The organism is Streptomyces sp. MST-110588 (assembly GCF_022695595.1).
GTDB lineage: Bacteria > Actinomycetota > Actinomycetes > Streptomycetales > Streptomycetaceae > Streptomyces.
In genome coordinates this window covers 4,647,802-4,664,576 of the sequence record NZ_CP074380.1, presented here as the reverse complement: position 1 = coordinate 4,664,576, position 16,775 = coordinate 4,647,802, and the positions used below count along the sequence as shown (strand labels likewise).

The following is a 16,775-nucleotide window of genomic DNA, read 5'->3' as shown; positions in this document are numbered from 1 at the left end:
TCCCTTTCCCCCGTAGAAATGCGGATGGCGTTCGGACGCCGTGGGTGTATCAGCCCAGCAGCGCCCGCAGTTCGTTCAGGAAACGTTCGGCGAGATCGGCCACGGTCTTTTCGTGGTGCACCGCGCGGGAATAGCGCAGGACGAGCCGGAAGCGGGTGTCGCTCACCACGCCGGTGATGTCGAGCAGATGGGACCGTTCGCCTTCCTCGCCCTGCTGGCCGGCCACCGGCAGCGCGGCGCGGAACGGACCGGCCTGCGGCCCGTCGCCGGACGCGACGTCGAACCGGCCCAGGTAGTTGAAGATCACCTGCGGTGCGGTGGCCCCGGCCAGCGAGGACGCCTCCGCGAGGTGGCGCAGCGCGCCGTACCCCAGGCCGCTGCCGGGGACACCGCGCAGCGCCCGGCCCACCGCCTTGACGCGGGCCCGGGGCGCCTGCCCCCGCGGTACGGCGAGGTGGACGGGATAGATGGTGGTGAACCAGCCGACGGTGCGGGTCAGGTCGAGATCGTCGAACATGTCGTCGCGGCCGTGGCCTTCGAGATCGACGGTGATGCCGTCGGTGTCCGCCCAGGCGGAGAGGGTCGCGCCCAGGGCGGTCAGCAGAATGTCTTCCGTACGGACCCGGTGGGCGGCGGGCGCCGAACGCAGCAGCGCCTCGGTTTCCGCCTCGTCCAGTTGGACTTCCCATTCCGCCTCGGACGATACCGTATTGGCACCCGGTGCATCCACCGGAAGAACGGCCGAATTCTTTTTCATCACCTCTTCCCAATAAGGGAGTTCGGCGTCGAATCCGCCCCCGGTGGCGTGGTCGTGAAGGCGCCTCGCCCACTGTGTGAAAGTGGCGGGCACCGGCTCGGGCCGTATCGCCTCGCCGGCGCTCGCCTGCTCGTACGCGTAACCGATGTCCTCCAGGAGGATGCGCAGCGAGACCGCGTCGGTGACCAGGTGGTGCACGGCCAGCAGCAGCCGCGAGGGGTGGACGGTGCCGCCGTCGAACAGGACGCAGCGCGCCACCGGGCCCCTCTCCAGGTCCAGCGAGGACTGGGCGGCGCGCACCGCCTCGTCCACGGCGTCCGTGAGCCGGTCGGCGGGGACCGCGGAGATGTCCTCGCGGACGAACGGCAGGGCCTCGCCCGCCGGGGCGGGGACCTGGGTCCGTACGCCGTCGGGGCCCGGCGCGGCAAAGCGCATCCGCAGCGCCTCGTGGTGCGCGGTGACCGCCGTGACGGCCCGGCCCAGCGCGTCCAGGTCGGTGCTCTCGGCCAGCTCCACCTGGAGGGACATGTTGTAGTGGCCGGGCGCCGCACGGTAGGTGTCGAAGAACCACCGCTGTACGGGGGTGAGCGGGGCCGGGGCGGCGGTGGCGCCGGTGCCCGGCGCCGGCTGCCCGCCGCTCTCCCGGACGGTGGTGTCGATCAGTTCCGCCAGCGCCCGGACCGTGGCCGTACGGAAGACGTCCTTGGAGGTCAGCGGCAGTCCGGCGCGGCGGACCCGGGAGACGAGCTGGATGCTGAGGATGGAGTCGCCGCCCAGCGCGAAGAAGTTGTCCTCCAGGCCGACGGACTCCTCCTCCAGCCCCAGCAGCTCGGCGAAGATTCCGGCGACCAGGATCTCGGTACGGGTCTGCGGGCGGGCCCCGGACGCCGCGGCGGTGACCGGCTCGGGCGCCGGCAGCGCCTTGCGGTCGACCTTGCCGTTGTCGGTCAGCGGCAGCGCGTCCAGGACGACCAGGGCCGCGGGGACCATGTAGTCGGGCAGGGCGCGGGCGGCGTGCGCCGTGACCGCCTCCGGGTCGGGCGCGGGGCCCTGGCGGCGCGGGGTGACATAGCCGACCAGCCGCTGCCCGCCGCCGCCCGGGCTCTGGGCGGCGATCACGCACGCCTGGGCCACGCCGGGCGCACCGGCGAGCGCCGCCTCGATCTCACCCAGTTCGATCCGCAGGCCGCGCAGCTTGACCTGGTGGTCGGTGCGGCCGAGGTATTCGATGGTGCCGTCGGCGGTACGGCGCACCAGGTCGCCGGTGCGGTACATCCGCTCCCCCGGCCCGCCGAACGGGTCGGCGACGAACCGTTCCGCCGTCAGACCGGGACGGCCGAGGTAGCCGCGGGCGAGCTGGACGCCGGACAGATACAGCTCACCGGGGACACCGACGGGAACGGGGCGCAGCAGACCGTCCAGAATGTGCGCACCGGTGTTCCACAACGGCCGTCCGATGACCGGACGTTCACCGGCGGCCACGTCCTGGCAGGTCGCCCAGATCGTGGCCTCCGTCGGCCCGTACAGGTTGGTGACGCCGGCGGCGGCACCGGCCAGCAGGTCGGCCAGGTCCGGCGGCAGCGCCTCGCCGCCGACCAGGACGCGCAGGCCCCGGACGGCATCGGGCCGTACCGTCATCAGCATCCGCCACAGGGAGGGCGTCGCCTGCATGACATCGGCGCCGGCGCCGCTGCGGGTGCCGGTGCCGGTGCCGGTCAGCAGGCGGGCGAGCTGGTCGGGGTCCCCGGCGGCCTCCTGCCCGGCGACCACCACCGTCGCGCCGGCCAGCAGCGGGAGGTAGATCTCCAGCGCCGCGATGTCGAAGCCGATGGTGGTCACGGACAGCAGCCGGTCCCCGGGCGTCAGGGCGAACCGGTCGGCCATGCAGGCCAGGAAGTTGGCCAGCGCCGCGTGCGGCACCACGACGCCCTTGGGGCGGCCGGTGGAGCCGGAGGTGTAGATGACGTACGCGGGGTGCTGCGGCGTGTGGGTACGGGCCGGGTCGTGCGCCGGGTACCCGGACGCGTCGAAGCCGGCCGGACCTTCGGCGTCGTCCAGCAGCACGAACGGCATCGTGAACGGCACGTCGAAAGAAGGGAGTTGCGCACGTGTCGCGGTGTCGGTGACGACGCAGCGCGGACGGGCGTCCTGGACCATGTACGTGAGCCGGTCCGCCGGGTACGTGGGGTCGATCGGCAGGTAGGCGCCGCCCGCCTTGAGCACGGCCAGCAGGGCGACCACCAGGTCCGTCGAGCGCGGCACGGCCAGCGCCACCACGTCCTCCGGACCGACGCCCAGTGCCTTCAGGTGGTGGGCGAGCCGGTTGGCGCGGTCGTTGAGCTGCGCGTACGTCAGGGACCGGTCGCCGCACACGACGGCGGTGGCCGCGGGCGTACGGGCCGCCTGCCGCTCGATGGCGTCGGTCACCGTGCGGTCGTACGGCAGCGGATGCCCGGCGCCCGCACGGTCGGTGGCCAGTCGCTCCAGCTCGCCGGGGGTGAGCATGGGCAGGGCGGCCATCGGGCGGGCGGTGGCGCCGTCCTCGGCGAGCCCCTCGGCGAGGGTGGCCAGGTGACCGGCCAGCCGCTCCACGGTGCTCAGATCGAACAGGTCCGTGCTGTACTCGACGGAGCCGCGCAGCTCGCCGTTCTCCTCCCAGTAGTTGAAGGTGAGGTCGAACAGTGCGAAGTCACGGGACATGGGCTGTTCGGAGAGGGTGACGCCGTGCAGGTCCATCGGCTCGGCCGGGGTGTTCTGGAACGCGATCAGCGCCTGGACCAGCGGCGGACGGCTCATGTCCCGCTCGGTCACCACCGCGTCCACGACCCGCTCGAACGGCGCGTCCCCGTGCGCGAAGGCTTCCAGCACCGTCTCCCGTACGGAGCCCAGGAACGTACCGAAGGGCTGCTGCTCGTCCACGTCCTCCCGCAGCACGAGCGTGTTGACGAAGAACCCGATCAGACCCTCCACCTCGGCCCGGTCACGGCCCGAACTGAGCGTGCCCAGCGCAATGTCCCGCTGCCCGCTCCACCGCGACAGCACCAGCGCACTGAGCGCCGTCGTCGCCATGAACAACGACGCACCGTGCTCCTGCGCCGCCCGCGCCAACCCCTGAGTGGCCCGCCGTGACAGGCGGAAGGTGTGCAGTGCGCCGGAGTACGTACGGACCGGCGGGCGGGGGCGGTCGGTGGGCAGCTCCAGCGGGGCGACCGAGGCCAGCTTGGCCTTCCAGAAGTCGAGCTGCCGGTCCAGCTCACCGCCGGAGAGGCGCTCGCGCTGCCAGACGGCGTAGTCGGCGTACTGGACGGGCAGCGGCGGCAGCCCGGCGTGCTCCAGCAGACATACGGCGTCGCGCGAGCCGGACTCCAGGGCCGCGTTGTAGAGCGCACCCAGCTCGCGGGAGACCACACCCATCGACCAGCCGTCGGTGACGATGTGGTGGATGGTGACGGCCAGGACGTGGACGTCGGTGGCGACGCGTACGAGCAGGGCGCGCAGCAGGGGCCCGTGGCGCAGGTCGAAGGGGATCGCGAAGTGGGCGCGCAGCACGTCGTCCAGCTCGGCGTCGCGCCCGGCCCGGTCCGCGGTGGTCAGCGCGGCGACCGGCACCGGGACCTCGTACGGCTCCCCGATGACCTGGACGGCCCTGCCGTCGCGGGAGTCGAAGGTGGTGCGCAGCGCCTCGTGCCGGCGGACCAGGGCGGACAGGGCGGCGGAGAGCGCGCCGGTGTCCAGCGGGCCGGTCAGCCGCAGCACGCCGCCGGCGTTGTAGGCGACGTTGCCGGACTCGAACTCGTCCAGGAACCACAGCCGCTGCTGGGCGAAGGACAGCGGCAGATCACGGTCCCGGCCGGCCGGCGCGATCCGTCCGGTGTGCTCGGCGGCACGCCCCTCGGCGACCCGCTCGGCGAACTCCGCGATCGTCGGCCGGTCGAACAGCGCCCGCGCCGAGACCTCGATCCCGAACGCCTTCCGCACCCGCGAGATCACCTGGATGCTCAGGATGGAGTTGCCGCCCAGCTCGAAGAAGTTGTCGTGCACACCGATGGCGTCCAAGCGCAGCACCTGCATCCAGATGCCGGCCAGCGTCTCTTCCAGCTCGTTGCGCGGGGCGATCCGTTCGGCGGCGGAGACCAGCAGCGCGGGGTCGGGGGCGGGCAGCGCACGGCGGTCGACCTTGCCGTTGATCGTCAGCGGCAGCTCGTCCAGCACCATCAGGAAGGACGGGACCATGTAGTCGGGCAGGCCGCGGGCCATGTGCTCCTTGAGTACGGCGGCCTCCAGTGCGGGGCCTTCGGGGCGCGGTGCGGCATAGCCGACCAGCCGCAGCCCGCCCGGCCCCTCGGCGGCGATCACGCATACCTGGCCGACGCCGGGCGCGGCGGCGAGTGCCGCCTCGACCTCGCCGAGTTCGATGCGGTGCGCGAGGATCTTGACCTGGTCGTCGGTACGGCCCTGGTACTCCAGCGCACCATCGACCGTCCAGCGCACCAGGTCACCGGTGCGGTACATCCGCTCCCCCGGCTCCCCGAACGGGTCGGCGACAAACCGTTCCGCCGTCAGCCCGGGGCGGCCCAGATAGCCGCGGGCCAACTGCGCGCCCGCGACATACAGCTCACCGGGCACACCCACCGACACCGGCCGCAGCCAGGCATCCAGCACATACGCCCGCATGTTCCACGACGGGCCACCGATCAGCACCGCCCCGGACGGGTCGGCGTCCTCGGGGGCCAGGCGCTGGACGACACAGCCCACCGTGGCTTCCGTCGGCCCGTACTCGTTGATCACCGTCGCGCCCGGATGCGCGGCCCGCCACGGCGCCAGCGCCTCCCCGAGGAGCTGCTCACCGCCCACCACCAAGTCACCCTCGGCCAGCACCTCGGCGGGCAGCGACTCCAGCAGCGGCAGGTGGCTGGGGGTGGCCTTGACGAACGTCGGCCGCGGCCGGCCCTCACCCGACCACAACCCCGGATCGAGCACATCCAGATCACTGACATACACCGTGCCCCCGGCCACCAGCGGCGCGAAAAGCGTGGTGACGGTCAGGTCGAAGGAGACCGAGGAGTGCAGCACCGCACCACCCCGGACCCCCGGATAGGCACCCGCACACCACATCAGATAGTTCGACAACCCCCGATGCGGCACCACCACACCCTTAGGACGCCCCGTCGACCCCGACGTATAGATCACATACGCCGCATGGCCCGGCCGCAGAGCCCCACGCAGGTCGGCATCGGACAGATCCGCCCCCGAAAGCCCGTCCAAGGCCCCCGAAGCAGCCAGTTCCTCCAGGGCCAGGTGCCGGGTGCCCTCCGCAGGCCGTACGGAAAGATCTCCCGCACCCCGGGTGAGCACACACACCGGACGGGCATCCTCCAACAACCCCGCAATCCGCTCCGCCGGATACTCCGGATCCACCGGCAGATACGCCGCCCCCGCCTTCAAGACGCCATACAGCGCCACCATCAACTCCGCCGACCGCGGCATCGACACCGCCACGACATCCTCCGGCCCCACCCCCAGACCCACCAGATACCGCGCCAGCCGATTAGCCCGCGCATTCAACTCCGCATACGACAACACCCCACCGTCCGACACCACCGCCGCCACCCCCGGCGACCGCACCACCTGCGCCTGGAACAGCTCCACCACCGTCTCCCCCGACAGGGGCCGTTCCTCGCCGGACCGGTCGATGGCGGCGCGGTCCTGCTCCGGCGCGGTGAGCATGCCGAGTGCCGCCATCGGGCGGGTGGCGCCGTCCGGGCCGGTCAGGGCCTCGCCGAGGGTGATCAGGTGCCCGGCCAGCCGCTCGATGGTCGTGGCGTCGAAGAGGTCCGTGCTGTATTCGAGGGAGCCGTGCAGGACGCCATCCTGCTCCCAGTAGTTGAAGGTGAGGTCGAAGAGGGAGAAGTCGCGCTCCATGGGCTGCTCGGCGAGCTTGAGGCCCGGCAGTTCCAGCGGCGCGGACGGCGCGTTCTGGAGGGAGACCATCGCCTGGACCAGCGGCGGCCGGCTCAGGTCGCGGTCGGTGACCACCGCGTCCACGACTTGTTCGAAGGGGGCTTCGGCGTTGGCGAACGCCTCCAGCACGGTTTCCCGTACGGAGTCCAGGAACGCACTGAAGGGCAGTGCCTCGTCGACGTCCGAGCGCAGCACGACCGTGTTGACGAAGAAGCCGATGAGCGGCTCGACCTCGGAGCGCTCCCGGCCGGAGACCGAGGTGCCGACCGCGATGTCCCGCTGTCCGGAGTAGCGGGCCAGTACGAGCTGGCTCAGGGCGGTGACGGCCATGAACAGGGTGGCGCCGCGCTCCCGGGCCAGCGCCGTCAGCCGTTCGCTCAGGCGGGGCGGGAACCGGAAGGTGTGCAGTGCGCCCGCGTAGCCGCGTACGGCGGGGCGTGGCCGGTCGGTGGGCAGTTCCAGCGGCGCCACCGACGCGAGCTTCTTCTTCCAGTGCTCCAGCCGGCGTGCCAGCTCGCCGCCCTCCAGGCGTTCGCGCTGCCAGACCGCGTAGTCGGCGTACTGGAGGGGCAGCGGGTCCAGGCCCGCCCGCCGCTGGAGCGCGGCGGCCTCGCGCGGGCCGTCCTGGACGGCGGCGGCGTACAGGGCGCCGAGCTCACGCTCGATGACGCCCATGGACCAGCCGTCGGTGACGATGTGGTGCATCGTCATGACGAGGATGTGTTCGGTGTCGGTCAGCTTGAGCAGGGCGGTGCGCAGCAGCGGGCCGGTGCGCAGGTCGAAGGGGCGCAGCCCTTCGGCGCGCAGCAGGCTGCGGACGATCTCCTCGCGCTCGGCCGGCGGGGCCTGGGGGACCTCGGCGACCGGTATCTCCACCGCGCGGGGCTCGCCGATGATCTGTACGCCGTGCCCGTCCACCGCGTCGAACGTCGTACGCAGCGACTCGTGCCGGGCCACCAGCGCCGTCACCGCCGCGGCGAGCGCCGGTACGTCCAGGGTGCCCGTGAGCCGCAGCGCGGAGTAGGAGTTGTACTCCGCGCTGCCGGGCTCGAACTCGTTGAGGAACCAAAGCCGTTGCTGGGCGTAGGACAGCGGGAGGTCCCGGTCCCGGCCGGCCCGTGGGATGCGGCCCGGCCCGCCGTCCTGGGCGCCGCCGGTCAGGCGGGAGCGCATCCGGTCCCGCACGTGCTCGGGCAGGGACTGTATCCAGCTCTCGCGTGCTGCCGCCGCGTCCATGGTGTCTCCTTAACGGGTACTGCGGGGTGATGCGCGGGCCACGCTGCTCGCGCCGGGGCGGGCCGGCCCGGTCAGACCAGCGGGGCGAAGAAGTAGGTGTCCCGCCGGGTGAAGCGGTGCTCGCCGTCGAGCACGAAGAAGTCGGCGAACTCCAGGGAGACTTCCCGGCCGTCCTTCAGGACGCCTTCGAAGGTGCCGTTGACCGCGATGCGGTCGCCGTCGGCGACGACCGTGGTGACGGTGTGCCGTCCGCTCTTGATGACGCGCTCGCCGGAGTAGAAGGCCCGCAGGCCGTCGTGTCCGCGCATCGGTTCGTAGCCGGGACGCCGGTAGACGGCGTCCTCGGTGAACAGGGCGATGAGCCCGGGGACGTCGTCGGCGTCCACCAGCCGGTAGTACTCCTGTACCCGGCTCACTCCGGCCCCGGGGGCCGCCGCGCCGCTGTCCGTCATGTCCAGTCCTCCATCACGTGCGTGTGTAGACCTGCGTGTGTACGAGTGGTGGCCGCCGCGTCCCCGGGGATCGGGTGGGGTCGGTCAGGCGCCCATGGCCTCGATCAGGCTCTTGGGGCGCATGTCGGTCCAGTTGGTGTTGACGTACTCCAGGCACTCCTGGCGGAGCTTGGGGCCGAAGGCGACGTCCCAGCCCTCGGGGACCTCGGCGAAGGACGGCCACAGGGAGTGCTGGCCCTCCTTGTTGACGAGTACGAGGTAGGTGGCCTCATCGTTCTCGAACGGGTTCGACATTTTTCTGTCCTCTTTCCTGATGCCTGGTTCTTGGTTCTGGTTCTTGTTTTTTGTTTTTCTCCTCAACCGAAGTTCACTTCGCATTCAGTTGAGTGAGGGGTGTGGTCGTTACGCGAGCAGTGCGCGCAGTTCGCGCAGGAAGATTTCACCGAACTCGGCGATCGTCTGCTCGTGATGTATATCGCGGGAATAGCGCACGGTGAAGAGGAACCGGTTGTCCCCCGCCTCGCCCGTGATGTCGAGCAGGTGGGGCCGCTCCCCCCGGGCGCTTTCCTGGGCCGGCGCGGGGATCGCGGTCCGGAACGGGCCCGTGGCGGGTCCGTCACCGGATGAGACATCGAACCGGCCCAGGTAGTTGAAGGCCACCTGTGGTGCGGCGGCCCCGGCCAGCGTGGGGGCGCCGGCCAGGTACCGCAGCGCGCCGTATCCCAGGCCACGGCCGGGGACGGCACGGAGCTGCCGGGCCACCGCCTTGGCGCGCGCCCGGGGCGGCTGCCCCTGCGGCACGTTCAGGCGCACCGGGTGGATCGTGGTGAACCAGCCGACCGTGTGGGTCAGGTCGACGCCTTCAACCGTCTCGTCGCGGCCGTGGCCCTCCAGGTCGATGGTGATGGCGTCGGTGCCCGCCCAGGCGGAAAGGCCGGCGCCCAGCGCGGTCAGCAGAATGTCCTCGGTACGGACCCGGTGGGCGCCCGGTGCCGTACGCAGCAGCGCTTCGGTCTCCTGTTCGCCCAATTCGATGGTGAATTCCGACTCGGAAGATATCGTGTTCGGTCCCCGGCCGTCCATGGGCAACGGAGCCGAGGGGCTGTTCACGACGCTCTCCCAATAAGGGAGTTCGGAATCCAGCGCGCCTTGGGTGGCATGTTCGCGCAGCCGCGTGACCCACTGGCTGTAGGAAGTCGGTACGGGCGCCAGCCGTACCGTTTCCCCGGTGCGTGCCTGCTCGTACGCCTCCTGGATGTCGTCCAGGAGGATGCGCAGCGAGACCGCGTCGGTGACCAGGTGGTGCACGGCCAGCAGCAGCCGGGAGGGGTGGACGCCGCCGCCGTCGAAGATCACGCAGCGTGTCACCGGGCCCCTCTCCACGTCCAGGGAGGACTGGATACGGCGGACCGCCTCGTCCAGCGTCGCGTCCAGTTCCGCCGCGGGGACGCCCGAGACGTCCTCGCGGGTGAGTGGCACCGCCTCCTCGACGGGGGCGGGGACCTGGGTCCGTACGCCGTCGGGGCCCGGAGCGGCGAAGCGCATCCGCAGCGCCTCGTGGTGCGCGGTGACCGCCGTCACCGCCCGGCCCAGCGCGTCCAGGTCGGCGTCCTCGGTCAGCTCCAGTTGGACGGACATGTTGTAGTGGTCCGGCGCGGTGCGGTAGGTGTCGAAGAACCACTGCTGTACGGGGGTGAGCGGAACCGGTCCGCTCGGCGCGGCAGCCGCGGCGGTGTCCGCGGTGCCCTCGCCCGCCTCCCGGACGGTGGTGTCGATCAGCTCCGCCAGCGCCCGTACCGTACTGGCACGGAAGACGTCCTTGGAGGTCAGCGGCAGTCCGGCGCGGCGGACCCGGGAGACGAGCTGGATGCTGAGGATGGAGTCGCCGCCCAGCGCGAAGAAGTTGTCCTCCAGGCCGACGGACTCCTCCTCCAGCCCCAGCAGTTCGGCGAAGACACCGGCGAGCAGACGCTCGGTCTCCGTCTCCGGAGGGGTCACATCGGCCTGGGTGCCTGCGGGGATCTCCGGCTCGGGGAGCGCCTTGCGGTCGACCTTGCCGCTGCTGGTGGTGGGCAGCGCGTCCAGGGCGACGACGACGGCGGGCACCATGTAGTCCGGCAGGGTACGGGCGAGCAGTTCGCGCAGCTCACCGTTGCCGGGGGCCTGCGCACCCGGGTTGGGCACGACGTACCCCGCGAGCTGCTTGACGCCGGACCGGCCCTCCCGGGCCACCACCACGGCCTGCGCCACGTCAGGGTGCGCGGCGAGCGCCGCCTCGATCTCACCCAGCTCGATGCGGAAGCCGCGGATCTTGACCTGGTCGTCGGTGCGGCCGAGGTATTCGATGGTGCCGTCGGCGGTACGGCGCACCAGGTCGCCGGTGCGGTACATCCGCGCTCCGGGCTCCCCGAAGGGGTCGGCGACGAACCGTTCCGCCGTCAGACCGGGACGGCCGAGGTAGCCGCGGGCCAACTGCGTTCCCGACACGTGCAGTTCCCCTGCCACGCCGACCGGTACGGGGCGCAGCATCCGGTCCAGGATGTAGGCGCCGGTGTTGCGCACGGGCCGTCCGACCAGCGGCCGGGGGCTCTCGGCGAGCCTGCACCACAGGGAGTCGACGGTGACCTCGGTGGGGCCGTAGAAGTTGTAGCCGGTGGTCCCGGTGGCGCCTCGCAGCTCCTGCCACAGCGCCTCGCCCACCGCCTCGCCGCCCAGCATCAGCCCGGCGGGCCGGTGCTCCTCACGGGTGAGCAGCCCGGCGGCCAGGACCTGTTCGGCGTAGGTCGGGGTCAGGTCCAGGACGTCGATGCCCTCCTTGATCACGTACTCGACCAGCGCCTCGGGGTCGCGGCGGGTGTCGTCGTCGATGACGTGCAGCTCGTGGCCCGCGAACATGAACAGCAGGCCCTCCAGCGAGGTGTCGAAGGAGAACACGGCGGTGAGCGCGGCGCGCAGCCGGCGCCCGCCGACGTGCTGCTCCTCGGCACCGATGAGGACGCTCTCGTGGTTGCGGTAGAGGTTGAGCCACCCCTCGTGCGGGATCAGCACACCCTTGGGGCGGCCGGTGGAGCCGGAGGTGTAGATCAGGTAGGCGGCGTTGTCCGGGCGCAGCGGGCGCACCCGGTCGGCGTCCGTGGGCGCGGCGTCCGGGCAGGCCGCCAGCAGCTCACGGGTCGCCGAGTCGCCGAGGTCCAGGACGGGCAGGCCCTCGGGGAGGGCCGGTTCCTCGCCGGTGTCCTGCCCGGCCACCAGGACGAGGGCCGGGGCGGCGTCCTGGAGCATGAACGCGACCCGGTCGCCCGGCAGTCCGGGGTCGACGGGTACGTACCCCGCGCCCGCCTTCAGCGTCCCCAGGATGCCGATGAGCATGTCCTCGGTACGCGGCAGGGCGAGCGCCACCAGGTCCTCGGGACCGACGGAGCGGGAGATGAGGTGGTGGGCGAGCCGGTTGGCACGCGCCTCCAGCTCCGCGAAGGTCAGCGCCGTCGCACCGCACACCAGCGCGGTCTGCCCGGGTGTCCGCGCCGCCTGGGCCTGGAAGACGTCCAGGACCGTGCCGCCGGCCGGCGGGTGCACGGGCCCGGTGGTGTCGGTGGCCAGTCGCTCGCGCTCGTCCGCGGTGAGCATGGGCAGGGCGGCCATCGGACGGGCGGTGGCGCCGTCCTCGGCGAGCCCCTCGGCGAGGGTGGCCAGGTGACCGGCCAGCCGCTCCACGGTGCTCAGGTCGAACAGGTCCGTGCTGTACTCGATCGACGCCCGCAGCTCGTCCCCGTCCTCCTGGAACTCGAAGGTCAGGTCGAACATGGAGAAGTCCAGCGTCAGCGGCTGTTCGGAGAGGGTGACGCCGTGCAGGTCCATCGGCTCGGCCGGGGTGTTCTGGAACGCGATCAGCGCCTGGACCAGCGGCGGACGGCTCATGTCCCGCTCGGTCACCACCGCGTCCACGACCCGCTCGAACGGCGCGTCCGCGTGCGCGAAGGCTTCCAGCACCGTCTCCCGTACGGAGCCCAGGAACGTACCGAAGGGCTGCTGCTCGTCCACGTCCTCCCGCAGCACGAGCGTGTTGACGAAGAACCCGATCAAGCCCTCCACCTCGGCCCGGTCCCGGCCCGAACTGAGCGTGCCCAGCGCAATGTCCCGCTGCCCGCTCCACCGCGACAGCACCAGCGCACTGAGCGCCGTCGTCGCCATGAACAACGACGCACCGTGCTCCTGCGCCGCCCGCGCCAACCCCTGAGTGGCCTGGGCCGAGAGCCGGAAGCGGTGCACCGCGCCCGCGTCACTGCGGATCGCCGGACGCGGCCGGTCGGTCGGCAGCTCCAGCGGCTCCAGGCCGGTCAGCTTCTCCTGCCAGTAGCCGAGCTGGCGGTCCAGTTCACCGCCGGAGAGGCGCTCGCGCTGCCAGACGGCGTAGTCGGCGTACTGGACGGGCAGCGGCGGCAGCCCGGCGTGCTCCAGCAGACGTACGGCGTCGCGCGAGCCGGACTCCAGGGCCGCGTTGTAGAGCGCACCCAGCTCGCGGGAGACCACACCCATCGACCAGCCGTCCGAGACGATGTGGTGGATCACCACGGCCAGCGCGTGTTCGTCCTGGTCCGCACGGACCAGCAGGGCGCGCAGCAGCGGGCCGGTACGCAGGTCGAACGGCACCGCGAACTCCGCCCGGAGCCGCTCGCGCAGCTCCGCCTCGCGCGCCTCGCGCCCGGTCGCGCTCAGCTCGGCGACCGGCACCGGCACCTCGTATCCCTCGCCGATGACCTGCACGGCCTCGCCCTCCACGGCGTGGAAGGTGGTGCGCAGCGCCTCGTGGCGCAGCACCAGGGCCGACAGGGCGGCGGAGAGCGCGCCGGTGTCCAGCGGGCCGGTCAGCCGCAGCACGCCGCCGGCGTTGTAGGCGACGTTGCCGGACTCGAACTCGTCCAGGAACCACAGCCGCTGCTGGGCGAAGGACAGCGGCAGATCACGGCTGCGGTCCGCGGGCCGGATCCGTCCGGTGTGCTCGGCGGCACGCCCCTCGGCGACCCGCTCGGCGAACTCCGCGATCGTCGGCCGGTCGAACAGCGCCCGCGCCGAGACCTCGATCCCGAACGCCTTCCGCACCCGCGAGATCACCTGGATGCTGACGATGGAGTTGCCGCCCAGCTCGAAGAAGTTGTCGTGCACGCCGATGCCGTCGAGCTGGAGCGCCTGGGACCAGATGCCGGCGAGCACCTCCTCCAGCTCGTTGCGCGGCGCCACGCGCTCCGCCGTGGGGGCGAAGAGGGTGGAGTCGGGTGCGGGCAGCGCACGGCGGTCGACCTTGCCGTTGATCGTCAGCGGCAGCTCGTCCAGGACCACCAGGGCCGAGGGCACCATGTACTCGGGCAGGCCGCGGGCCATGTGCTCCTTGAGTACGGCGGCCTCCAGTGCGGGGCCTTCGGGGCGCGACGCGGCATAGCCGACCAGCCGCAGCCCGCCCGGCCCCTCGGCAGCGATCACGCACGCCTGGCCGACGCCGGGTGCAGCCGCCAACGCGGCCTCCACCTCGCCGAGTTCGACCCGATGGGCCCGGATCTTGACCTGGTCGTCGGTACGGCCCTGGTACTCCAGCGCACCATCGACCGTCCAGCGCACCAGGTCACCGGTGCGATACATCCGCTCCCCCGGCCCCCCGAACGGATCGGCGACAAACCGTTCCGCCGTCAGACCGGGACGGCCCAGATAGCCGCGGGCCAACTGCGCCCCCGCGACATACAGCTCACCGGGCACACCCACCGGCACGGGGCGCAGCCAGGCGTCCAGGACATAGGCCCGCATGTTCCACGACGGGCCACCGATCAGCACGGCACCGGACGGGTCGGCGTCCTCGGGGGCCAGGCGCTGGACGACACAGCCCACGGTCGCCTCGGTCGGCCCGTACTCGTTGATCACCGTCGCGCCCGGATGCGCGGCCCGCCACGGCGCCAGCACCTCCCCCAGAAGCTGCTCACCACCCACCACCAGATCGCCCTCGGCCAGCACCTCGGCCGGCAGCGACTCCAACAGCGGCAGATGACTGGGCGTGGCCTTCACGAACGTCGGCCGCGGCCGGCCCTCACCCGACCACAACCCCGGATCGAGCACATCCAGATCACTGACATACACCGTGCCGCCCGCCGTCAGCGGCGCGAAAAGCGTGGTGACGGTCAAGTCGAAGGAGACCGAGGAGTGCAGCACCGCACCACCCCGGATCCCCGGATAGGCACCCGCACACCACATCAGATAGTTCGACAACCCCCGATGCGGCACCACCACACCCTTAGGACGCCCCGTCGACCCCGAGGTGTAGATCACGTACGCCGCATGGCCCGGCCGCAGCACCGCACCACCACGCCGGTCTGCGTCGCTCAGGTCGGCGGCGGACAATTCCGCGAGCGCCGTGCCGGTCGCCGGGTCCTCCAGCGCCAGGTGGCGGGTGCCCTCCGCAGGCCGTACGGAAAGATCTCCCGCACTCCGGGTGAGCACGCACACCGGACGGGCGTCCTCCAACAACCCCGCAATCCGCTCCGCCGGATACTCCGGATCCACCGGCAGATACGCCGCCCCCGCCTTCAAGACGCCATACAGCGCCACCATCAACTCCGCCGACCGCGGCATCGACACCGCCACGACATCCTCCGGCCCCACCCCCAGACCCACCAGATACCGCGCCAGCCGATTAGCCCGCGCATTCAACTCCGCATACGACAACACCCCACCGTCCGACACCACCGCCGCCACCCCCGGCGACCGCACCACCTGCGCCTGGAACAGCTCCACCACCGTCTCCCCCGACAGCGGGTGCCCGGAGCCTGTGCGCAGCGCCGTGAGGTCTGCGCGCTCGCCCTCGGTCAGCATCGGCAGGGTGGCCATCGGCCGCTCGGTGGCGCCGTCCGCGGTCAGCGCCTCCACCAGGGCGACGACATGCCCGGCCAGCCGCTCGACGGTCGTGGCGTCGAAGAGGTCAGTGCTGTATTCGATGGAGCCGAGCAGGCCCCCTTCGTGCTCCCGGAAGTCGAAGGTGAGGTCGAACGCCGCCTGCTGCCGGGGTACGTGGTACTCCTCCAGCGTCAGCCCGCTCATCCGCAGTGGCGCGGCGGGGGTGTTCTGGAGGGAGACCAGCGCCTGGACCAGCGGCGGGCGGCTCTGGTCGCGGTCGGTGACGATCGCGTCCACCACCCGCTCGAAGGGCACCTCGGCGTTGGCGAACGCCTCCAGCACGGTCTCCCGTACGGAGTCCAGGAACGCGCCGAAGGAGCGCTGCTCGTCCACGTCCGAGCGCAGCGCCAGGGTGTTGATGAAGAAGCCGACGATCGGCTCGACCTCGGAGCGCTCCCGGCCGGAGACGGAGGTGCCGACCGCGATGTCGCGCTGTCCGGAGTAGCGGGCCAGTACGAGCTGGGTGAGCGCGGTGACGGCCATGAACAGGGTCGCGCCGCGCTCCCGGGCCACCGCCGTCAGCCGCTCGGTCAGGGCCGGTGACAGGGAGAACAGGTGCTGGTCGCCGGCCGAGGTCCGGACCGCCGGGCGGGGCCGGTCGGTGGCCAGGGACAGCGGCGGAACGTCCGCCAACTGCTGCTTCCAGTACGCGAGTTGCTTGTCCAGCGCGCCGCCGGAGAAGTGCTCGCGCTGCCAGACGGCGAAGTCCGCGTACTGGAGGGGCAGCGGCTTCAGGCCCGCCCGCTCCAGCAGCGCGGCGGCCTCGCGCGGGCCGTCCTGGAGGGCCGCGCCGTACAGGGCGCTCAGCTCACGCTCGACGACGCCGATCGACCAGCCGTCGACGATGATGTGGTGCATCGTGATGGCCAGGACGTGTTCGGTGTCCGCCAGCTTCAGCAGCAGGACCCGCAGCAGCGGGCCGGTGCGCAGGTCGAAGGGGCGGGCCCGCTCGGCCCGCAGCAGGCCCTGGACGATCTGCGCGCGCTCGGCGTCCGGGGCCGTGGGGACCTCGGAGACCGGTACGGGCACGGTGAACGGCTCGCCGATGATCTGGACGCCCTGCCCGTCCACCGCGTCGAACGTCGTACGCAGCGACTCGTGCCGGGCCACCAGCGCCGTCAGCGCCGCCGACAGCGCCGCCACGTCCAGCTCGCCGGTGACCTTCAGCGCGGAGGAGGAGTTGTACTCCGCCTTGTCGGTGCCGAACTCGTCGAGGAACCACAGCCGTTGCTGCGCGAACGACAGCGGCAGGTCCCGGTCCCGGCCGGCCGGCGCGATCCCGCCGGGCCGGCCTCCTGCCTCGGCGCCGCCGGCCAGGCGGGAGCGCATCCGGTCCCTGACGTGCGCGGGCAGGGACTGGATCCAGCTCTCGCGTGATGCCGCCGCGTCCATGCGTGTCTCTCCTTCTACCGGTGGAACGAGGTGGTACGGGT

The 16,775-nt window shown here is 71.9% G+C and carries 4 protein-coding genes; all 4 read right to left on the bottom strand.

All coding sequences use genetic code 11. The annotated features are described in order from the left end of the window. Nucleotides 1-49: 49 nt before the first annotated feature. On the bottom strand, nucleotides 50-7,954 hold the full coding sequence (locus KGS77_RS20455) for a non-ribosomal peptide synthetase (RefSeq protein WP_242583941.1): 7,905 nt from the start codon (nucleotides 7,952-7,954) through the stop codon (nucleotides 50-52). A 71-nt stretch (nucleotides 7,955-8,025) separates the two neighbouring features. Next, nucleotides 8,026-8,406 (bottom strand): nuclear transport factor 2 family protein, encoded by a 381-nt coding sequence (locus tag KGS77_RS20450; protein WP_242583940.1) that lies wholly within the window; start codon nucleotides 8,404-8,406, stop codon nucleotides 8,026-8,028. Between the two features lie 84 nt (nucleotides 8,407-8,490). After that, nucleotides 8,491-8,700: an MbtH family protein gene (locus tag KGS77_RS20445; RefSeq protein ID WP_242583938.1), complete on the bottom strand. Its 210-nt coding sequence runs from the start codon at nucleotides 8,698-8,700 to the stop codon at nucleotides 8,491-8,493. A gap of 108 nt (nucleotides 8,701-8,808) precedes the next feature. Next, nucleotides 8,809-16,734: a non-ribosomal peptide synthetase gene (locus tag KGS77_RS20440; protein ID WP_242583934.1), complete on the bottom strand. Its 7,926-nt coding sequence runs from the start codon at nucleotides 16,732-16,734 to the stop codon at nucleotides 8,809-8,811. Nucleotides 16,735-16,775: the final 41 nt, after the last annotated feature.